This is a genomic window from Bacteroides sp. AM32-11AC, assembly GCF_003603515.1.
GTDB classification, from domain to species: Bacteria; Bacteroidota; Bacteroidia; order Bacteroidales; family Bacteroidaceae; genus Bacteroides; species Bacteroides uniformis.
Genome location: NZ_QTNH01000016.1, coordinates 99920 through 122421, shown reverse-complemented (window position 1 = coordinate 122421; position 22502 = coordinate 99920). Strand labels below are relative to the sequence as shown.

Here is a 22502-nt window from a genome sequence, read left to right as displayed (position 1 = left end):
GCCCGGATACTAAACGAGAACTACTGAACAACTTTTCTCACTACAGATATGTTTCTTTCTTACCACACCCGCGTTTCTTTCTTTCCACAGCTGTGGTAAGAAAAGAACATTGCTGTGGAAAGATTAGTTTTTTAGGGAAAAACAAGGTAGTACATCGCAGTTTTTTTCCTAACTCTTAGGTGTCATCTACGCATCATACAGCGACAATCAGTAGAAGCCTTTATCAAATCCACTTCTGTGCCCTACCCAAAGAACGCACAACGGCAGCAAACTCTTCCCGAGGAATGATAGCCTTATTACGTGTTTTCAAACGATTATTATAAACGGTCTGAGGTGAATAATGCAAGAATTCGGCAATCTTCACACTATCAGTGATACCTAAACGCACCAAAGCATAAATGCGCAATTCCGTATTCAGTAACTCACCATCTTTTAGCACAATCTGCTCGTCAGGATGGAGCAAGGCATTGAAGTCACTTACAAAATCCGGATAAATGTGCAAGAAGATAGCATCAAAGTTATGATAGAACTCTTTCAACTCATTCTGTGCCATAGAATGAGTATCGGTTAATGCTTTCACATCCTCCAACTGATTTGCCTTAAGCTTACGATTGATATTTTTCCGATACTCATCCAGCTTGCTGATATAATTGGAACAAATGGAAAAGACATAACCTATGTATTCCTCCTTCACATAGTTGGATTCACGAAGCTGATTATTGGTATCTCTCAACTGTTCATTCAAAGAAGTCAGCTGCACATTCGTTTCTGCCACTTGTCCGTGCATTTTCGAAAGTTCTTCCACATGCTTATTCAGGCGGTTGTTTGCCTCATTCAGCTGTTGGCGCGACTGCTTCAATCGCTTCATCTGCTTATATATATACAGGAAGGCAAACAAGGATATCAAGGACAAGACACTGACCAGTACCAAATACATACGTAACCGCGCTTCTTGCCTCTGATTACGTTCTTGATAGATCTGATGAATGGTGTCCTGCACTGCAGAGATGCCCACTACCCTCACCCGGTTCCGATATGCCAAGGCATTCTGCAAGCAGTAACTCATGTAGACATAGGCATGGTCAATATCACCCAAACTAAAAAGTACCCCCGCCAGCTCTTCCAACGAAGCAATATCTTTATTGGAGATACGTACATCGGCCATAGCAGAATATATCAGGTAAGTCAGATAATTTTCCTGCTCATCGGACTCGCGATAAAAGCAGGCCAGCACGTAAGCATTCATGGCATCGCGCCGAGTGTCGAATGCAGAATTAAGAATTCCCTTCTGCAAACGTTCTTTAAAAACATACATACTGTCCGTACCTTGTACTACCTGCCCTTTATACCACAAGAACAAGGGGTCTTCAGGGGTAAGAACCATATTCAAAGAGTCCTTGTAAACACGCTCCAACTGTGCATAATGTTCATGCAAAGTACCCATTTCACTACCGGTATACTGATTGAAATGCGAATACAGATACAGCATTTGCCCGTAATAGTCCACTAACAATTCTTTGGGGAGCGAACCGCCTGAAACTCCGCGCAATTCATCCTGAGCTTCTTTCAACAAACCGGTGGCAGCCAACAGAAAAGACTTTTTTATCTTCCACTCCATCTGCCGGTATTTATCATTCTGCTTATAAACTATATCCAAATTGTCTACCACATAATTCATTGCAGAATCGGCGTTATAGACGCAATACTCATCATAAAGATTTTTATTCAGCCAATATCTCTCTTCCAAAGTACGCACATCCTTTTGCAGCTTGTGCAACTGGGCAATCTTCGCCTCTTTAAGCATAGCAAACGTGTTTTTTTGCGCAATCAGAGAGTCAAGGCGCACCAGCAGTTCTTTTATCTTTTCACTGTAAGGTGCCGCATTCAGAAAGGTACACCCCATCAGTAAAAATAGTAAAGCTATGATTTTTCTTTTCATTTCTATTATTTATATAAGGCTGAGAGCACAAAGATAAATTAATCTATCTAAACATAAGCTACTTCTACCCTAAAAAGTACATGAAAGTTAAGAGGTATTTCGACCATTTACAGCGATAAAACAGTATATACAGACCTCCTTCCATAGTAGCTGACCTTTACTTTATACAGCAATCAGCAAGAGCATAACCCGCTATATATGTGATATTTACATTTTACTCCGACTTACTTCTCCACATTACCCGCCTATCGGACGAATAAGATTGTCCACTATCTTTGCAACAGAGAAAGAAAAGTGTACTATGGAAAACATCCAATCTCTATTAGAACATACTTTTCTAAAATAAATTAAATCTTTTAATTAAAGTACTATGAGAATGATTACAAGAAATCTTCTTACGCGGAGTTACAAGCTCCTTCTGACATTACTCGTACTGCTAATGTCAACAAATGCATTTGCCCAACGATTGACAGCTACGGGTAAAGTAGTAGATGCCGCAGGCCTGGAGGTCATTGGTGCATCTGTATTGGAAAAGGGAACAACCAACGGTGTTGTTACCAATCTGGATGGGGAGTTTTCCCTGAGTGTAGGACAGAATGCCACACTGGTAATATCCTTCATCGGCTACAAAACGATAGAGGTAAAAGCAGCCACCAACATGAATATCACATTGCAGGAAGACAACGAACTGCTGGACGAAGTGGTAGTTATCGGTTATGGAAGTGTGAAGCGTAAAGACGTAACCACTGCCGTATCTACGGTTTCTACAAAGGATTTGGACCAACGCCCCATTGTATCGGCAGCCCAAGCCCTACAAGGTAAAGCAGCCGGTGTGTCGGTTATGCAACCCAGCGGCGAACCGGGCGGAGGTATGAGTATCCGCGTACGTGGTACTACCTCGTTCAACGGTAGCAACGACCCGCTCTACGTAGTGGATGGTGTACCCGTGGATAACATTAACTTTCTCTCTCCCAACGACATTGAAAACCTCTCTATTCTGAAGGATGCCTCATCAGCAGCCATCTACGGTTCGCGCGCAGCCAACGGTGTGGTATTGATTACTACCAAGAGCGGCTCGGCAGGCAACGCCAAAGTAGCATTGAACGTACAATATGGCATGACAAAAGTAGGCAAGAGCATGGAAGCACTGAATACAGAACAGTACCGCGAATTGCAAGAAGAAATCGGGGCTGTAAATCCAACTGCTCTTGAAGGGCTGACCGACCAGACAGACTGGTTTGACGAGGTTTACAAGACCGGACAAACCCAGAATTACCAAGTGTCCGTATCAAACGGAAATGAAAAGATGAAATACTTCCTCTCTGCCGGTTATCTGGATGAAAAAGGTATTTTGGAAGGAACATACTTCAAGCGGTATAGCTTCCGCGCCAATATCGACAACCAAATACGCAGCTGGCTGAATGTAAGTGCCAATATCTCCTACTCCGACAACATCGGAAACACCGGCATCATCTCCGGTACGGGTGCCAACCGTGGTGGTGTAGTCCTCTCGGTCATCAACACTCCGACCTATGCTCCTATTTGGGATCCTGAAAAACCGAATCAATACAATAAGAACTTCTATGGAGTGAACATCATGAACCCGATGGAAAACCTGGCCCGCCAGAAAAACAACAAGAACAAGGAAAACCGCCTCATCGCATCCGGAGCCGCTACCATCAGCTTCCTGCCCAACCTAAAGTTGAAATCATCTGTAGCCCTGGACCGCCGTAACGGTGTAAGCACCACATTCCTCGATCCAATATCGACCACCGACGGACGCAACAGCTTCGGTACAGCCTCTGACAACCGGAATATGAATACCGTGTTGGTTTTCGATAATATATTGACTTACAATACCAATATCAAGAAGCACGGCATCGACGTAATGGCAGGTTCTTCCTATACCAAATCGGACTATACCAACAGCTGGATAAACGGCTCACATTTCCGGGACGATAAAATACAAACCCTGAACGCTGCCAATAAAATTTCATGGGACGGTACCGGAACAGGAGCTTCACAGTGGGCCATCTCTTCCTATTTCGCCCGTGTGTCCTACAACTATGACAGCAAGTACATGCTTACCATGAACATGCGTGCCGACGGTTCATCCAAGCTGCATCCCGACCATCGCTGGGGTATTTTCCCCTCCTTCTCGGCTGCATGGCGCATTTCGTCGGAAAAGTTCATGAAAGACATCGCTTGGATTGATGACTTGAAGCTCCGCGGTGGCTGGGGACAGACCGGTAACCAAAGCGGTATAGGCGATTACTCGTATCTGCAACGTTACAACATCAACCGCATACCCTGGTTTGAAGAAGGTAACGACCATGCAGTTCCCGGTATCAGCCAGGCCAACCTGAGAACAAGTGACCTGAAATGGGAAACTACCAACCAGACGAACATCGGTCTTGACCTGACTGTACTGAACAACAGACTGACCTTCAGCATGGACTACTATTACAAGAAAACTACAGACATGTTGATGAATGTAAGTCTGCCTGCTGGTGCGGCAGCAACCACCAGCATCACCCGTAACGAAGGCGAGATGACCAACAAGGGATTCGAGTTCGCCATCAACTCCCATAACCTGACCGGCGAGTTTTCTTGGGATACAGACTTCAACATTTCTTTCAATAAGAACAAGCTGACCAAGCTGTCATTGCAGAAAATCTATACAGCAGCAAGCAGTGCCGAGGTGGTGAAAGAAAATATCGTACGCAATGAGCCCGGACGTCCTTTGGGTGGTTTCTACGGTTACATCAGCGACGGCGTAGACCCTGAAACCGGTAACCTGATCTATCGCGACCTTAACGAAGACGGCAAGATTTCCACTTCTGACCGTACCTATATCGGCGACCCGAATCCCGACTTCATCTACGGATTGACAAACACCTTTACATGGAAAGACCTCAGCCTGAGCATCTTCATCCAGGGAAGCTACGGAAACGACATCTTCAATGTGTCCCGTATGGAAACCGAAGGCATGTACGACGGCAAAAACCAGTCAACGGAAGTATTGAAACGCTGGAGAATTCCCGGACAGATTACGAATGTCCCGAAAGCCAACTTCAACATCAAGAACTCCACTTACTTTGTAGAAGACGGCAGCTACCTGCGTGTCAAAGACATTTCACTCTCTTACAACATCCGTTGCCGCCAGTTCAAGAAATGGGGTATCAGCCGCGTACAGCCTTATTTTACCGCCAGCAATTTGCTGACCTGGACCAGCTATTCAGGTATGGATCCTGAAGTGAACCAATATGGCAACAGCGGTTCTGTACAGGGCATCGACTATGGAACTTACCCGCAGAGCAAATCATTCGTTTTCGGTATCAATGTTGAATTCTAAAAAAGGAAGAAATAACTTATGAAACTAAACCATATATATAAAAGTATAGCTTGCGGTGTATTGTTGGCAATGACCGCAACCTCATGTGACTTGGACTATAATCCGGTAGACACCTACTCGGATGTAACGGAAGGAGTGAACAAAACTGATGAAAAGCCTATCTTCAACAGTGTGCAAGACGTGGAAACTTCAATGGTAACCCTTCACAAAAAATTTCGTGACCAGCAGGAGCACTGGTATGTCGACAAACTGCTTATCGGTGACGCTCATTCCGATAATGCCTACGCCGGAACAACGGGGGCCGAAGTGGTGCCTTACGAAACCAACTCCATTGAAGGCTCTAATTCTGTACTAAAACGTGACTGGGACCGTTTCTTAGGCGACATTGCCGTTGCCAACCGCATCATCGTGGGCTGTGACCAGCTCAAGGCACTCAGTGAAAGTGAACGCGGCAAGTATCAGTCACAAGCCAAGATATTCCGTGCCATGGTCATGTTCGATATGGTACGCTTATGGGGTAACTTCCCGGTCATCACTACCGTGGGCGGTGACATTACCGAAGACAACGTAGAAGAAATGTACCCGACCTATTTTCCTCCACAGAATACGGCTGAAGAGGCTTACGCCCAAATAGAGAAAGACCTGACTGAAGCAGTGGAAAACCCCAACACACCGACAAACGACACATCAGACAAGAGCATACTTACCAAATCGGTGGCACGTGCCATGCTTGCCAAGGTCTATGCAGAAAAACCTCTGCGCGATTATGCAAAGGTTATCAAATATGCCGATGAACTTGCTGCCGACGGCTTCGACCTCGTGGAAGACTTCAGCGACCTTTGGGCGTATGATACGGAAAAAAAAGACTGCCGGGTACGCAATACCAAGGAGGCAATTCTCGAAGCCCACTTTCCTCCCGGCTCCGGCAACTGGTGTACTTGGATGTTCGGCCGTAACTTGAGCAACTGGGATGAAAGTTTCACCTGGGCCAAATGGATTACCCCTTCCCGTGACCTTATCCGCCTCTATGAAGAGCAAGGAGACACGAAACGTTACAATGAATCTGTTGTATGGTATGACTGCGGATGGAGCAACTATTATCCGGCAGACCATTATGCCTTCATGTACAAATGCCGCTCTGCGTTCAACAGCATTATCTATCTGCGATATGCCGACATCCTGCTCCTCAAAGCCGAAGCAAAAATTATGGGAGAGACTCCCGACCTAAACGGTGCAGCCGACATCATCGACCGCATCCGCAACCGCGCCGGACTGGGCAAACTTCCACAAAGCACCCGCAGCAATAAAGAAGCATTGCTCCAAGCTTATATGGACGAACGCCGCATGGAGCTTGCCTTTGAAGGACAGCGCTGGTACGACCTTTGCCGCCTCAATAAGGTAGAAGAAGTGATGAACGCCGTTTACGCCAAAGACAGCGGCCGCCATGCACAAGAAAATCTGTTCAATGAGAACTCCTATCTGCTGGCTATTCCCCAAGGAGCCATCGACCAGAACGAAAATCTGATACAGAACCCGGGCTATTAATACTAATGAGTAATATAAAAATCAATTGAATATGAATTTAAGAAATATATTCACTACCGCATTAGGCTGCTTCACCATACTGGCAGCCTGCGGCAATGACAATGACAGTAACATCACCCCTACACCGGAACCCAAGCCAGACCAACCCACGGAAGAGGCAAAGGATGTTACCCTCTATGTAACGAACACCAGTCGTACTTATGATTTGACAAAGTCCGGGCTGGCCTTCGGCACCGGAAGCAACATGTCACCTTCTACCGTGACACTCGACCCTGCCACCCGCTATCAGGAAATGGACGGTTTCGGTGCAGCCATCACCGGCTCTACCGGTTACAACCTGATGCAGATGACACAAGAGAACCGCACGAAGTTTCTGACTGAAACATTCTCGGACAAAGAAGGCTACGGCTTCAGCTATGTACGTATTGCCATCGGTTGTTCCGACTTCTCATTCAGTGAATTCACTTGCTGTGACGAAAAGGGGCTTGAGCACTTTGCCCTTCCGATGGAAGACACCAAATATGTGATTCCTATATTGAAGGAAATTCTGGCAATCAATCCTGCCGTCAAAATAATTGCCGCTCCCTGGACATGTCCGAAGTGGATGAAAGTGAAAAGCCTGGAGAAACGTGTACCCTTTGACTCATGGACCAGCGGACACTTGAACCCCGAATATTACAGAACGTATGGCGACTATTTCGTAAAATGGATACAAGCTTTCGAAAAGGAAGGCATCAAAATCCACGCTGTGACTCCGCAGAACGAACCGCTGAACCACGGTAACTCAGCATCCTTGTTCATGGGATGGGAAGAAGCCCGTGACTTCATCAAGACCGGCCTGGGCCCTGCCTTCAAAGAAGCCGGAGTTACTACAAAGATTTATGTTTTCGACCATAACTACAACTACGACAATCTGGCCGACCAAAAAAGTTACCCTACCAAGATTTATGATGATGCGGAAGCCTCACAATACATTGCGGGCGCTGCCTACCATAATTATGGCGGTAACCGTTCTGAGTTGCTGAATATCCACAAACTCTATCCCAACAAGGAACTGCTTTTTACGGAAACCTCCATCGGTACTTGGAACTCCGGTCGCGATTTGGAAGCACGCCTGCTTAACGATATGGAAGAAATAGCATTGGGAACAGCCAACAACTGGTGCCGCGGCACCATTGTGTGGAATCTGATGTTAGACAGTGACCTGGGACCGGTAAGCCCCTCAGATGGTTCTTGCAAGACCTGCTACGGTGCAGTGGATATTGACAATACAAACTATTCTAAAATTGTCCGTAATTCCCATTATTACCTTATCGGGCACATGTCTTCAGTCGTGAAACCGGGAGCTGTACGTATCGGAACGACCGGTTACACAGCCAACGGAATCACCTACTCCGCCTTCGAGAATACGGACGGTACCTATGCATTCGTATTGGCAAACAACAATGCAGATGCCAAGCGAATCACCGTAAGCGACGGCACACACTACTTTTCCTACGAAGTTCCGGCCAAAGCAGTCGTTTCTTACCGTTGGAAAAAATAAAACTAATAATTTAAACAGAAGATTATAATGAAAAGCTTAAAATACTATCTAATGGCATTGGCAGGCATAGCCATGCTGAATGCTTGCAGCGATGACGATCCGGTTCCCGGCAACCCGACAATGGACTTTCAGGCAGAACCTTCTTCAGCCTTGTTCGGAGACAGTCTGCCTTTTACAATCAAGGCATCGGACGCAGATGTACCCCTTTCCACGTTAAAAGCGCGGTTATACTTCAGCGACGAAATGGTGTCAGAGACTATAATCCGTACAAAAGTAAACGGTCAAGACTATACCGGGAAAATATATGTTCCCTATCTGGCAAATATTCCCAACGGAACAGCTACATTGAAGTTCATTCTGCAGAACATCAATTTCACAATTACAGAAAAAAGCTATGACGTGGCGCTGAGTCGTCCGGACTTCCCCTACCTAACTCTGATTTCCGGAGACCAAGAATACCGCATGGAAAAAGTCGCAGCCAATCAGTATAGCGTGACCGGTGAATTTGCACAAAAAGTGAAAGGTTACATCAAAGCTCCTAAAGTAGGCGCCAACGGGAATGAAATCAACTTCGGATGGAGCAACGGTGCCATTACACAAGGTACCTCCAGTGAAATTACCTTCTCCAATCTGTCAGCTGGAGAATATTCCATCTCCTTCAATACGTTGACTTATGCAGCCGCTCCTTTCGTGAAACTACTGCTGAACGGTTCTGAAATGGAGATGGTGGATGATGACCATTACAGCATCGACCTCAATCTGAAGCAAGGGGACAACATCACTGCAGACATTCCCAACTTCGACCAATATTGGATAGACCCCGACTTCTTCGAAAAGAATGAAGACGGTTCGCTGAAGTTCCTGCCCATCGATGGAACTTATCGCGTCATTGCCAACCTGGCCCTGAATTATCTGGAAGTATTGAAAATGAACGGAACAAGCACCGCCACTCTGAACGATGACGGAACCGGCGCCCTTTGGATTATCGGTGACGGTATCGGTAAACCTTCCGTAGCGACCAATGCCGTAGGTTGGACTACAGAAAAAGGTCTCTGCATGTCACAGATTGAAGCGAAGAAGTATCAGGTAACAGTAGTAGCGGGAGAGCAAATCAAATCTGATGACATCAACTTCAAGTTCTTCCACCAGCAAGGTTGGGGAGGTGAATATAAAAACGATGCCTTGTCTACCACCAGTGACTTAGTATTTATAGGTGACGGTACCAACGGACGTGATGCCGGCAACTTGGGCCTCGTAGAAGGCAAAAGCCTGGAAAACGGTGTCGCTTACCGGTTCACAGTTGACGTAACGGCAGGTGTCTCTTCGGCAGTTCTGACAGTAGAAAAGGTAGAAAGATAGACGGATAACGCAGAAGATTAACTAAATGAGAAAGGGGCTGGCTCTATAAAAGAGTTCAGCCCCTCTTGTTTATGCAGAATATATGTTCCGGATTTAGCTTAAACCTTCTTTCGCCTCCTCTTGTGGAATACGTACCGAAGTGTAAAGCTCAAGAATGGCGGCTATCGTCAGAGACACAATCCATTCATTGCCCCTTGTAAAGAGCATGAATGCCCCCGTAAGCACCAGCAAAAGCGCACCGAATATTTGCTGTCGGCGCAGGCGTTTGACAGTGGGACTTTTACATTTGGACGGAGAATTAATTTGGGCCAAAGCAACCATCGTAGCGCCGATAGTATATATATAAGGTGAAAGAGGCCAGCCCGTGATATAAACGGCAGCTCCTGCCAAGAGCATCACGGCCCCTACTGCGAAAAGGGCAGGTATCAGTTGTTTCATTCTTCTATATCTTCTTCAAATACATAAATATCCTCATTGGGCTTTTTCATCAGATACTTCTCACGGGCAATCCGTTCGATGGCACCGGAGTCGACGGCAAGCTCATTGAGCCGTTCGGTATTCTCCTCGTATTCCTTGCGGTACTTTTCTATTTCATCGCGCAGACGGCTTTCTTCCCGGGCGTAACCCAAACGGCGTACAACACTGTTCTCATCCAGGAACCCGATAATTACAGCAAACAACGCAAGCGTAATCAGATATTTATGCTTGCGGACAAAAGACCAAAGAGAAGCAAGTTTATCCATCTCGTTATCTACTATTTAGCAATTTATCATTCATGATGGAGCTTGCCCATCATATAACTTCACGTCACAAAGATAAGAGGAATAACCGAAAGATTTCTTTTTTTTGTGTACATTTGCACAAAAAGCAAAGAATATCCCAAATATGGAAAACTATATCGTATCTGCACGGAAATATCGTCCCTCGACCTTTGAGTCCGTAGTAGGCCAACGTGCACTGACCACTACCTTGAAGAATGCCATTGCCACCGGAAAACTGGCGCATGCCTATCTTTTTTGCGGTCCAAGAGGCGTGGGAAAAACAACTTGTGCCCGTATCTTTGCTAAAACAATCAACTGCATGAGCCCCACAGCAGACGGCGAGGCATGCAACCAATGTGAATCCTGCACTGCCTTCAATGAGCAGCGCTCCTACAATATCCATGAGCTGGATGCCGCCTCAAACAACTCTGTGGATGACATCCGCCAATTGGTGGAGCAGGTACGCATACCACCTCAGATAGGTAAATACAAAGTATATATCATTGACGAGGTACATATGCTGTCCGCCTCGGCTTTCAATGCTTTCCTGAAAACACTGGAAGAGCCTCCACGCCATGCCATATTCATCCTTGCCACTACCGAGAAGCACAAGATATTGCCCACCATCCTTTCACGCTGCCAAATATATGATTTCAGCCGGATTGGTGTGGAAGATACCGTAGCACACCTCGCATATGTCGCCTCCAAAGAAGGTATCACTGCTGAACCGGAAGCGTTGAATGTCATTGCCCTCAAAGCAGACGGCGGTATGCGCGACGCACTATCCATCTTCGACCAGGTGGTAAGCTTCACCGGAGGACACATCACCTATAAGAGCGTGATTGAAAACCTCAATGTGCTGGACTATGAATACTACTTCAAACTAACCGGATTCTTTCTTGAGAACAAAATCAGTGACGCGTTGCTATTACTGAATGATGTGCTCAACAAAGGCTTCGACGGCAGCCACTTCATCACCGGACTTTCATCCCACCTGCGCGACTTGCTTGTCAGCAAAGACCCGGCGACACTGCCGTTGCTTGAAGTGGGCGCAAGCATCCGCGAACGTTACCAAGCACAAGCACAGCAATGCCCCCTCCCTTTTCTTTACCGTGCCATGAAGCTCTGCAACGATTGTGACCTGAACTACCGTGCCAGTAAAAACAAACGGCTACTGGTAGAGCTCACTCTGATACAAGTGGCACAACTGACCGCCGAGGAGGACGACGGTGCCAATGGGCGCAGCCCTAAACAAGCTATAAAACCCATATTCACGCAGCCTGCCGCCGCTCAGCAGCCACAGGCCACTGCTGCCATGCCCCAACAAACCGTACAGCCGGCAGTACAGACAAACAGCACTCCCCAACCTGCTGCCACGCAGCATAGTAATGCAACAACTCCACATGCTACACCTACTGCCGTATTAATGGCGCAAGGGAGAGAAGAGAAAAAAATTCCGGTCATGAAAATGTCCGGATTAGGGGTATCCATCAAACGCCCCCATATAGAAGAGGAACAAAGAACCCCTTCATCTAACCCTACTGCCGCCCACCAAGCAGCACAACCGGAAGAAGACTACATCTTCAATGAAAGGGATTTGAACTATTACTGGCAGGAGTATGCCGGACGTATGCCCAAGGAGCAAGTAGCCATTGCCAAGCGCATGCAGAACATGCGCATCACTTTAATAAATGACACAACTTTTGAGGCTGTGGTAGATAATGAAATCGTTGCCAAGGAATTTACCGGCATGATACCCACTCTGCAAAATTACCTACGTACCCGGCTAAAGAACCGCAAAGTCACCATGACTGTCCGGATTAGTGCTCCTACCGAAAAGGTACGTGCCTATGGACGCGTTGAAAAATTCCAGATGATGGCACAAAAGAACAGTGCACTGTTACAACTAAAAGAAGAGTTTGGTTTGGAACTCTATTAATCCCTTCCAATCTCCTGCATAAAGTTGCTAACAAATTGACTATAAAGGAGAAAAAAAGCATCTATTTAATTTTTTATTTATTCGTTTATATTTATTTTTGCCAATAATAAACAAAAGAGGCAAACAAACATTTGAGAACAAAAATGATTATATGGATGCTATTGGGGCAGATATTGTATACTTCTGTCTTATCAGCACATACAATAGCCAATCAAGAAAAGCAGAGTATTCTGCAATCATTGGTCAAAAGACAAGTTCTCTATGATGACTCCATATCCATAGACAGCGTCATTACGTGGAGTGAGCAACTTCTTCCCACCCTACAATCAAATGAAGATAGAACGACGTATTTTCTATTACAACTTCAATTGGCCAATGCCTACACATTGCGCGGCGATATCAGCTTAGCAACGAACCGGGCACAACTTATGTACGAAGAAGCCAAAGCTACAGACTACCAATTTGGTATGGTAGTGGCTAACCAAGCCATTGGAGACGCCTATAATACAATAGCCAACATGGGAGATAAAGCCCTGGAATCATACCAGGATGCTTTGACTGAACTATCCAACATTTCAGACCAGCATCCATATAGGGCACAGCTTCTTTTAAAAATGTCCAACGTTCTGCAACGGAAAGGACGTCTGGAAGAAGCGGAAAAAATCCTGGAAGAACTGGAGAAAATATTATATCAGGAGCCTGACTACCCGACAGACTTCTTTTTCTGCATCGAAAAGACGAATTTTGCCATTTCCCATGGACACCTCTCACAAGACTATCTTAATGAAGCAAACATCTGGCTCCACAAAATGGATTCCATCTACCAACTGCACCCAGAGAAGTTCTACCGGTTTCACTTGGATTACACCACTGCCGCCTACTATAGAGCCATGGGAAATTGGGACAAACAATACTGGAAACAAGCTCTGGACATCTACTCCAAATTGCAAGCAGAATACTCCGGTAATAAACGCTCCACTTATTACCGCTGGACTTCGCTGGAAAAAATCTATCTCTGTAAAATACAAGGCATGGCCATGGAAGCCTGCCGAATCTACCAGGAATTGTATCCTCCTATAGATACACTCGCTTCACAAAGCTATATCCGGCAAATCAATACGATAAAGGCAAAATACCAGGTAGATAAGGCAGAGACGGCCAGCAATAACGAATACAATAAAATCATAACCAGCATATTGGTAGGAACGATGGCATTAGTAACGTTATTTGTTCTACTTGCCATCCTACTCAAAAGGCAGCGGGAAAAGGTGAAGCTCTCCACCCAAAAACTGGCAACATCACGGATAAATGCCGAAAATGCCATGCGTGCAAAGAGCGTGTTCCTCTCGAACATGAGCCACGAAATCCGTACCCCGCTCAATGCATTATCGGGCTTTTCATCCCTATTGACGGAAGAGGGACTGGACGATGAGACACGCCGTCAGTGCAATGAAGTTATCCAACAGAACTCAGAACTATTGCTGAAGCTTATTAACGACGTGATAGATCTATCGAGTCTTGAATTCGGCAAACTGCAATTCTGTATTGCACAACATGATGCCGTAAGCATTTGCAAAAACGTGATAGATACCGTGAATAAAGTGAAACAGACACAAGCTGAACTTACATTCACCACCGAGCTGGAAGAAATGCCCATCGAGACTGACGACTCACGCCTGCAGCAAGTCCTGATTAACCTACTGATAAATGCTACCAAATTTACCCCACAAGGCAGCATTGTCCTAAAGCTGGAAAAAGAAACGGACGACACCGTACTATTCACCGTAACAGATACCGGTTGCGGCATTCCCAAAGACAAGCAAGCCAACATTTTCCAACGTTTTGAAAAGCTGAATGAGAATGCTCAAGGCAGTGGGTTGGGGCTCTCCATATGCCAACTTATCATAGAGCATATCGGCGGACAAATATGGATTGATTCAGAGTATGCCGAAGGCTCACGCTTCTGCTTCACCCACCCCATAAGCCAGACAGGCAGAAAGGAGAATAAGAAATGAAACAGATATTTACATTGCTCATTGCCTTATGCTGGCTGTTACCGTCCGCACACGCAGATGTGCGACGGACAGAAGCCAAGGATAGCCTGCTACGTATATATCTTGCCTCCCCAGCCGATACCACCAGATTGGAAACCCTATATCAGATAGCACTGCTTGACCAACTGTCACCGACATTCATCTATTACGAGAACAAATTACTGGAAGAGGCCATCGCCCAGAAAAATATACTTTACCAGAGTGCGGCCATATATGCGCACATTATTTATTACTACAACCTACTGGACCAAAAACATGCAGAACAATGGCTGAAGAGGCTCGAACAGTTGTCTGAAGAGCACAACTACTACCGTCATTACTTCAGAGGCAAAAAGATGATGATAGAATTCTATGTCATCAGCCAGAAGATTGAATTAGCCCTCAAACAAGCACAAGACATGTACGACAAGGCTCAAAGTCTTGGCAACCATGACGGTATGCGCGAAGCATGCCTATGCCTGATGACTGGATATTTCAATACTTTACGTTACAAAGAAGGAATCACCTACCTAAACAAGGCTTTTGAACTGACAAGTCCGGATTCCTCCCTTGCCACTCAGATTGATTTATTGACAAAAGCGGTACTGGCTTACTCATATCTGCATGACAATGACAACATGTTCCGGTATCTGGAGGAACTCAACAATGCAAAAAACAGATTGCAGGAAGAAGGCACCACCGTACTGACAAACGGCTATACCAATTTGTATCTGCTCATAGATTTACAATACGCCCTTTACTATACCCGCCTTCAACGTCCTGCGGAAGCATGGGAATATTTGCAGAAAGCAGAGCGGCATCTCAGTACATCTTCATTTCTTCCTTATCGGTTGATACGTTTGGCAGCATATGCCGAATATTACCAACTGACAAAAGAATACGACAAAGCTTTGGTTTATTTAGAAGACGCCATTGAACTTGTAACCCCTATTTCACTGGATAATGCCATGATTTATGGACTTCAGAAAGCGGATATACTAGTAAAGATGGGGTTTCCGGACGACGCACTTCCTATCTATAAACAGATAACCAAGGCAAGAGATTCGTTATATACAGTATTCTCCACCTCACAGATAGAACAGATACAAAGCCTATATAATATGGACCAACTGCTTTTCCAGAAAGAACAGCGGCAAGCCACTTTTCACCGTATCTGTCTGGTCACTTCCATTATCATCATTATAGCCTTGTTACTTTTCAACCTACATATGTATAGAAGCAGGAAGCGGCTGCAACAAGATGAGAAGGAAATGCGTAAATTGGCAATTATTGCCGAAGAAGCCAACGAAGTAAAAAGCCGTTTCCTTGCCAATATGAGTTATAATATCCGTATTCCACTGAACAATGTAGTCGGTTTCTCCCAACTGCTTTCCACCGACAACGAACTGGATGAAGAAGAGCGAAAAGAGTATTCCGGTATTATCCAGACCAATTCGGGTGAGCTTATCCAACTGGTAAACGACGTATTGGACCTCTCACGCCTGGAAGCGAATATGATGAAATTTCAATTGCAGGATTGTAATGTAAAAGAATGGTGCAACGAACTAGATTGTCTAATACAAATGCGCAGTGAAGGCCGTATCCTCCTGGAACTACAAGTGGAGGTAGGAGATGTACGTATCCATACCGACGTCAACCGCCTTACACAAATAGTGACAAGTATGCTGCTTTATCCGAACGACTGCAAAGAAACACGCAAAGTCAGCATGTTCTTGGTCAACCATCCGGACAAACACATCATCGCATGCCGGATAGAGAACAGTCCTATAGCCGATTCCAGGTTTGCCTCTCAAAAAGTATCAGTGCAACAGAAAATCAACCAGTTGTTCTTTGAACATTTCAAAGGTACCTATCAAACCGAGAATGTCGAAGAAGGAGAAATCGCAGTGATTACTTTTACCTATCCGACTCTTTCTTAAAAGTTGAAAATCGGCTTAAGCTCCAGCTAAAGCCAATAGTATCAGAGCAATTCGTTTACGAAATTCAAAAACGAACATTTTTCAGTCTCTGCGGTATGCTGTGTCGCTTTCTCGACTCCTTATTTAGACGACATACAAATTATACGTTTTTAATCAAGATTGATAGCAAGTAATAAAGAAAACCACTATTTTTGCCAAACGAATTAGTACTAATAATAATTTAAATCTAAAAGAAAATGGCTTACGTAATTAGTGACGATTGTATTGCTTGCGGAACTTGTATCGACGAGTGTCCGGTTGGCGCTATCTCTGAAGGTGATATCTATCATATCGACCCTGAGACTTGCACAGAGTGTGGTACTTGTGCAGATGTTTGTCCTTCTGAAGCAATTCATCCGGGAGAATAATACAATCCCAGTATCAAAAACAAAAGCGTGGGTAGATAAACTGCCTGCGCTTTTTTATATCCCCCACGTGAGATTCAGTACCTTCACCCCCCTCATTGTTATTTTCTATATACGGATAATACGTTAGTTCACAGACATGAACACTTTGTTCCATAAGTATAAAACAAAGTGTTCATATAGTAGAAAACAAAATGTTCGTATAATATAAAACAAAGTGTTTATACTGTATGGAACAGAGTGTTCGCTATAATGAAACAAAGTGTTCGTCATAACAAAACAAAGTGTTCGTCATAACAAAACGAACAGTCCGCTTTGATGAAACGAACTGTTCGTGACAGCATGACAGATGTCTTGCTAAAATAAGTTTGTAGAAGAAGTTAGAATCACTTCAGATTAGCCAGTGCTTCTTTTATACGACGGATAGCTTCAACTATATTTTCATCGCTGGTTGCATAACTCATACGAATGCATTCGGGAGCTCCGAAAGAAGCACCACCTACGCAAGCCACATGAGCCACTTCCAACAGATACATGGCCAAATCATCTGAATCATTGATTTTACGTTCTCCGGCAGATTTACCGAAGAATGAATCGCATTTAGGGAACAGATAGAAAGCACCTTCCGGTACATTCACCTCGAAACCCGGAACTTCCTTGGCCAACTTTACAATCAAATCACGACGACGCTCGAAAGCCTTGCGCATTTCCTCCACCGGAACTTGTGTACCCGTATAAGCAGCCTCAGCAGCCTTCTGAGATACAGAACAAGGACCGGAAGTATACTGTCCCTGCAATTTATTGCAAGCCTTCACAAGCCATTCCGGACCTGCAATGAAACCGATACGCCAACCAGTCATTGCATATGCTTTGGAAACACCATTCACAATGACCGTACGCTCTTTCATTTCGGGGAATTGTGCTATGCTCTGATGCTTGCCGATATAGTTGATATGTTCGTAAATCTCATCGGCAATCACAACAACCTGCGGATACTTTGCCAATACTGCGGCCAGGCCTGCCAACTCCTCCTTGCTGTACACCGAACCCGTAGGGTTAGAGGGAGAGCAAAGAATCAGCGCCTTTGTCTTCGGGGTGATGGCAGCCTCCAGCTGTGCAGGTGTTATCTTAAAGTCCTGGTCGATACCGGCAGGTACGATAACCGGCGTACCCTCAGCCAACTTTACCATTTCCGGATAACTGACCCAATAGGGAGCAGGTACAATTACTTCGTCACCCGGATTTACCAATACCAGGATTGCATTGCAAACCGACTGCTTGGCACCATTGGCGCAAGAAATTTGTGCGGCGGTATATTCCAGACCGTTTTCCTTCTTCAACTTCTCTACAATTGCATTACGTAAGGCAGGATAACCCGGCACTGGAGAATAGCGAGAAAAGTTATCGTCTATCGCCTTTTTCGCAGCCTCTTTAATGTGGTCGGGAGTATTGAAGTCCGGTTCTCCCACACTCAGGTTAATTACGTCTACGCCTTGAGCCTTCAGCTCTGCGCTCTTTTGAGACATAGCCAGTGTCGCAGAAGGCGACAAACTGTTTAAACGATCTGATAATTGGTTCATTTTGTTACTATTTAATGATTGTTACGCAAATCCGGTTGCAAAATAAGCGATTTTCTTTGATATAAGAAAACAAAAAGACAGTTACTTATTGAAATGAAGTGTATGTCCCATACGTTCTTTCTTGGTACGGAGATAACGCTCGTTGTATGGATTCGGAGTAGTCTCAATAGCTACGTTCTCCGTTATTTCCAAACCGTAAGCCTCCAAGCCCACACGTTTCACGGGATTATTGGTCATCAGCCGCATTTTGTGCACTCCTATCTCACGAAGAATCTGGGCACCCACACCATAATCACGCTCGTCTGCCAGATGTCCCAGGCAAATATTAGCATCCACAGTATCCATGCCTTCTTCCTGCAATTTATATGCTTTCATTTTTTCCATCAGGCCAATGCCGCGACCTTCCTGATTCAGATATACAACTACCCCCTTACCGGCTTTCTCTATCATCTCCATTGCCTTATGCAGCTGCTCGCCACAATCACAGCGTTTGGAATTGAATATATCACCAGTGGCACAAGAAGAATGTACACGCACCAGAATCGGTTCATCCAATTCCCAAGTACCCTTGAACAAAGCTACATGTTCCAAACCGTTCGACTTCTGGCGGAAAGGAATCAAACGGAAATGACCGTGGTCTGTAGGCATATCCACTTCCACTCCTTTTTCTACAATAGACTCCTGCTTCAAACGGTAGGCAATCAAGTCACGGATAGAAATCAATTTCAAGCCAAATTCATCTGCCATTCTGCGCAATTCGGGCAAACGGGCCATTGTACCATCCTCATTCATTATTTCCATAAGGGCTCCCGCCGGATAAAGTCCAGCCAAACGTGCCATATCAATAGTAGCCTCCGTATGTCCGGCACGGCGCAACACACCTTTCTCCTGGGCATACAATGGATTAATGTGGCCAGGACGCCCGAAAGTGGCCGGAGTAGAAGCCGGATCGGCCAACGCCTGGATAGTAGCAGCGCGGTCTGCCGCAGAAACCCCGGTACTGCAACCTTCCAACTTGTCAATAGTCACCGTAAAGGGAGTACCCAATACAGAAGTATTATCCGATACCTGATGCGGCAAATCCAGTTCCTTGCAACGCGAAACTGTAATTGGAGCACAAAGTACACCACGGGCATGCTTCAACATAAAGTTTACTTTCTCCGGTGTAATCTTTTCAGCTGCAATTATCAAATCACCCTCATTCTCACGGTCCTCATCATCCACAACAATCACAAAGTTACCGGCTTTGAAGTCTTCAATGGCCTCTTCTATCGTATTCAACTTTACATTTTCCATAATCTATTTTGTTTTTATTTATTCTGATCTCTTTCTATGATTCCAATCACATCTTCATTTGTCTTGATAATCCGCTCCATATCCTTATTCAGACGGATACGGAATGCCCAGATACGGAAATAAAAGAACAAGCCTATCGGGAAAACAATACCGCAGAGCAAGTTTAACCAATAATTGCGGAACGGACGGACATGCGCATGGATGGGGATGACCGGATAGGTGTTCAGCGCTGTCAACAAAGTAACGGATCTTGTATTCGACATCTCATCTATCAGACTCTCCAAACGTTCGTTAATATCTTCCACTGCCTCATCCTGGCTATCAGTCATCCACAATTTAAAGTAATTGGGAGCACGTTTCAACCCCTTTCTATCAGCATATTCACGACAGTCTACGGACAAAGCCTTCAGCTCTTCCGGAATACGTGTATAATCAGGATCATGGATGATTACTTCCTTACGGAACAGATGGCGTACACTGCGAATACCCACAACCTTCTTGAACCAATTTATATAAGCATCAGCATTCAATACCACTGAATCATTGTTGGATTTATATGTCAAGAACGCACCCAATGGAGCCAAGACAGCAGTACTGGTCCACATACCCATCCAGACAACCCACTGTCCGTCACGGGCCATCTTATACCCCGTATTGTTGATGATGTAATAGATAATAAAAATCAATACAGAAACCACCACCGGCATTCCCAAGCCTCCTTTACGGATAATTCCTCCGAGTGGCGCACCAATAAAGAAGAAGATGAGACATGCCAGAGAAAGAGTCAGTTTCTCATGCCAGGAAGTCATGTGCCGTCGAAGGCTGCTTTCAGTCTGCGATATATTAAAGCTCTTAAAACTCCAGTCACTCCCCGCACTCTCTGCACGGCTGACGGCCGTGGATATAACCTTCTGTTTCTGCATCAGTGTAGCCACATTGTAGAGGCTGTCTACATTGTACTCACCTAAATAGGCCTTTTCAATCTTCAATGTATCCTCTTTAGACAAGCTGGCTGTCACCTTATAAGTTCCTGCCATAGCTTCTTTATAATAACCACGTCCCACACTGTCATTCTGCAATTTCATGGAATCAATATCCGCCTGCAGCATTCTCATATCCTTACTGTTGGACTGATTACTCATGATACCTGCATCCACCATATTAAAATCCGAATTGAACTCAATGATTGCATGCTTTTCGCGGAATGTCTCACGCCGGTAAGGCACATTCCTTTGGTTCATGTTCTGCGATTTCAAATTCTCAAACTGCTCACCACTGTATAAATGCAAATATAAATGCTGTTTGTCAGCCGTCATCTCCAGACGTCCCGAATCAGACTTGATAATTTGAGCATTCTCAAAACCTTTCTCAAAATTATATATCAGTACGTCATACAGCATACCAGTTTTGCGGTTCTTATGCTTCACATACAGATTATAACCATCTATTTCATCGTAGAACACACCTTCAGGAATATCCACTTCGGGAGATTTCTGCTTCATGGAAATAAGCAAAGTCCATAATTTTGTTTGGGCTTTTGGTCCTATGACATTTTGGAAATAGAAAGAGACACAACAGATGAAACAAATAAAGATAATCAGGGGCCGCATGATTTTCAATAAAGAAATACCGGCTGCCTTCATGGCAAGTAATTCAAAACGTTCTCCGAAATTTCCAAAGGTGATAAGGGCAGCCAGCAGAATAGCCAGCGGCAACGACGCAGGTACCAACGAAAGCGCAGAATAAAAGAAAAACTGTGCAAGGACAGTCATCTCCAATCCTTTTCCTACCATTTCGTCCACATACCTCCATAAAAACTGCATCATAAAGATGAAGAGGCAGATGAAGAAAGTACCCATAAAGAGCATGCAAAAGCTCTTCAAAACAAATATATCTAACTTTTTTATGCGCAGCATTTTACTCGTTTCATGCAATGAGAGCACAAAAGTAGTACAAAAAAAGGGAGTACGGGAAATTTTTAATCTAAAGTTAACTAAAAACCACAAGTTCTTCGCAAAGTATCCACTTGCGATTCCCATAATTCACGCGAATCACCCACCTCGTCTATATCGGCAAAGTCTGTTATCTCCAATACGAAATCATTGGTCAACTCATTGTTTGTCATCTTCAGTTCAAAGTATTCTCGCTCGTTCTCATCGTCCAGCCAGCGGAAGCGGATGAATGAATACGCCCGCACGGCAATAATCTCGGCATCACGTTTTTCTGTTTTTCCCCAAAAAAAGGTTACTGTTTTATCGTCTGACTGAACCCTATCAGCAAACCAGCCCTCCAAACCAGTAGGGGTACTTATCGCTGCCCAAAGAATACTTTTAGAAGTCGCATTCAAGAGATATTCCAAATGTATTTTCTTTCTTTCCATAGTCTATTCTGCTTTTTATTGCGCCAGCCAAGATAAATACTTTTTTCTAATTACAGAAAATAAATCATCAAATTTATTTATACCTCCCTTTCCATACACCCCTAATTCATTGATAATGTTATACAAAGACTTTTAATAAAAAGTACTGCAAACCACTTCAGCACCCTATCAGCAAAAGAAAAAGCAGAAAATATCCATAAAAGTTTTGGCAATTTAAATAAAAGCTATATCTTTGCACCCGCAATCGAGAAATGATGGCGGGATAGCTCAGCTGGTTAGAGCGCATGATTCATAATCATGAGGTCCCCGGTTCAATCCCGGGTCCCGCTACAAAGAAGATTTAGACTGTTAGGAGGCTTCCACTCTTGGCGGTCTTTTTTGTTTTTAATACTCGTTTTTTACTATGGTTTGTTTTCAAATTATAGTAA

15 protein-coding genes and 1 tRNA gene are annotated in these 22502 nt (G+C 44.7%); 9 read left to right on the top strand and 7 right to left on the bottom strand.

What is annotated here, in order from left to right:
* Positions 1–223 precede the first annotated feature (223 nt).
* Complete coding sequence (locus DW800_RS16570) at positions 224–1939, bottom strand: DUF6377 domain-containing protein (protein ID WP_016273937.1); 1716 nt, start codon at positions 1937–1939, stop codon at positions 224–226.
* Positions 1940–2378: 439 nt separating this feature from the next.
* On the opposite strand from DW800_RS16570, the gene DW800_RS16565 reads away from it, so the two are divergent.
* Genes DW800_RS16565 through DW800_RS16550 form a run of 4 tightly spaced genes read left to right on the top strand, consistent with a single transcriptional unit; the run spans position 2379 to position 9741 of the window.
* Entirely contained in the window at positions 2379–5294 is a 2916-nt protein-coding gene (locus DW800_RS16565) for a SusC/RagA family TonB-linked outer membrane protein (protein ID WP_369872094.1), read from the top strand.
* Between the two features lie 18 nt (positions 5295–5312).
* A complete protein-coding gene (locus tag DW800_RS16560) occupies positions 5313–6839 on the top strand; it encodes a RagB/SusD family nutrient uptake outer membrane protein (RefSeq protein WP_117704126.1) in 1527 nt (508 codons plus the stop codon).
* A gap of 31 nt (positions 6840–6870) precedes the next feature.
* On the top strand, positions 6871–8382 hold the full coding sequence (locus DW800_RS16555) for a glycoside hydrolase family 30 protein (protein WP_117704125.1): 1512 nt from the start codon (positions 6871–6873) through the stop codon (positions 8380–8382).
* A 27-nt stretch (positions 8383–8409) separates the two neighbouring features.
* Positions 8410–9741 carry a DUF5125 domain-containing protein gene (locus DW800_RS16550; RefSeq protein WP_005834880.1) on the top strand — a complete coding sequence of 444 codons (1332 nt, stop codon included), beginning with the start codon at positions 8410–8412 and terminating at the stop codon, positions 9739–9741.
* A gap of 93 nt (positions 9742–9834) precedes the next feature.
* Here DW800_RS16550 and DW800_RS16545 read toward each other — a convergent pair whose 3' ends face one another.
* Together DW800_RS16545 and DW800_RS16540 are read right to left on the bottom strand one after the other, a co-directional pair.
* Positions 9835–10179: a hypothetical protein gene (locus DW800_RS16545; protein WP_005824737.1), complete on the bottom strand. Its 345-nt coding sequence runs from the start codon at positions 10177–10179 to the stop codon at positions 9835–9837.
* Entirely contained in the window at positions 10176–10484 is a 309-nt protein-coding gene (locus tag DW800_RS16540) for an FtsB family cell division protein (RefSeq protein ID WP_005824736.1), read from the bottom strand. The genes DW800_RS16545 and DW800_RS16540 overlap by 4 nt, the downstream gene beginning before the upstream one ends.
* Before the next feature lie 142 nt (positions 10485–10626).
* Here DW800_RS16540 and DW800_RS16535 point away from each other — a divergent pair, with 142 nt between their 5' ends.
* The 4 genes from DW800_RS16535 to DW800_RS16520 all read left to right on the top strand — a co-directional run bounded on the left by DW800_RS16535 (position 10627) and on the right by DW800_RS16520 (position 16821).
* A complete protein-coding gene (locus DW800_RS16535) occupies positions 10627–12441 on the top strand; it encodes a DNA polymerase III subunit gamma/tau (protein WP_057256115.1) in 1815 nt (604 codons plus the stop codon).
* 143 nt (positions 12442–12584) lie between these two features.
* The gene (locus DW800_RS16530) at positions 12585–14456 is read left to right on the top strand and encodes a sensor histidine kinase (protein WP_044468598.1); all 1872 of its coding nucleotides are present in this window, start codon (positions 12585–12587) and stop codon (positions 14454–14456) included.
* Entirely contained in the window at positions 14453–16414 is a 1962-nt protein-coding gene (locus tag DW800_RS16525; protein ID WP_119958209.1) for a sensor histidine kinase, read from the top strand. Before DW800_RS16530 ends, DW800_RS16525 begins: the two co-directional genes overlap by 4 nt.
* A 236-nt stretch (positions 16415–16650) precedes the next feature.
* Complete coding sequence (locus DW800_RS16520; protein ID WP_005834872.1) at positions 16651–16821, top strand: DUF362 domain-containing protein; 171 nt, start codon at positions 16651–16653, stop codon at positions 16819–16821.
* 383 nt (positions 16822–17204) lie between these two features.
* Here the strand turns inward: DW800_RS16520 and DW800_RS16515 are convergent, their stop codons facing one another.
* The 4 genes from DW800_RS16515 to DW800_RS16500 all read right to left on the bottom strand — a co-directional run bounded on the left by DW800_RS16515 (position 17205) and on the right by DW800_RS16500 (position 22074).
* Positions 17205–18398, bottom strand: coding sequence for a pyridoxal phosphate-dependent aminotransferase (locus tag DW800_RS16515; RefSeq protein WP_005834870.1), 1194 nt, complete (start codon positions 18396–18398; stop codon positions 17205–17207).
* 81 nt (positions 18399–18479) lie between these two features.
* A complete protein-coding gene (locus DW800_RS16510) occupies positions 18480–19694 on the bottom strand; it encodes a bifunctional 3,4-dihydroxy-2-butanone-4-phosphate synthase/GTP cyclohydrolase II (RefSeq protein WP_005824728.1) in 1215 nt (404 codons plus the stop codon).
* A gap of 14 nt (positions 19695–19708) precedes the next feature.
* Positions 19709–21610 carry an LptF/LptG family permease gene (locus DW800_RS16505; protein WP_005824727.1) on the bottom strand — a complete coding sequence of 634 codons (1902 nt, stop codon included), beginning with the start codon at positions 21608–21610 and terminating at the stop codon, positions 19709–19711.
* A 77-nt stretch (positions 21611–21687) separates the two neighbouring features.
* The gene (locus DW800_RS16500) at positions 21688–22074 is read right to left on the bottom strand and encodes an START-like domain-containing protein (protein ID WP_005824726.1); all 387 of its coding nucleotides are present in this window, start codon (positions 22072–22074) and stop codon (positions 21688–21690) included.
* A gap of 256 nt (positions 22075–22330) precedes the next feature.
* Here DW800_RS16500 and DW800_RS16495 point away from each other — a divergent pair.
* Positions 22331–22404, top strand: a tRNA-Met gene (locus DW800_RS16495).
* Positions 22405–22502: the final 98 nt, after the last annotated feature.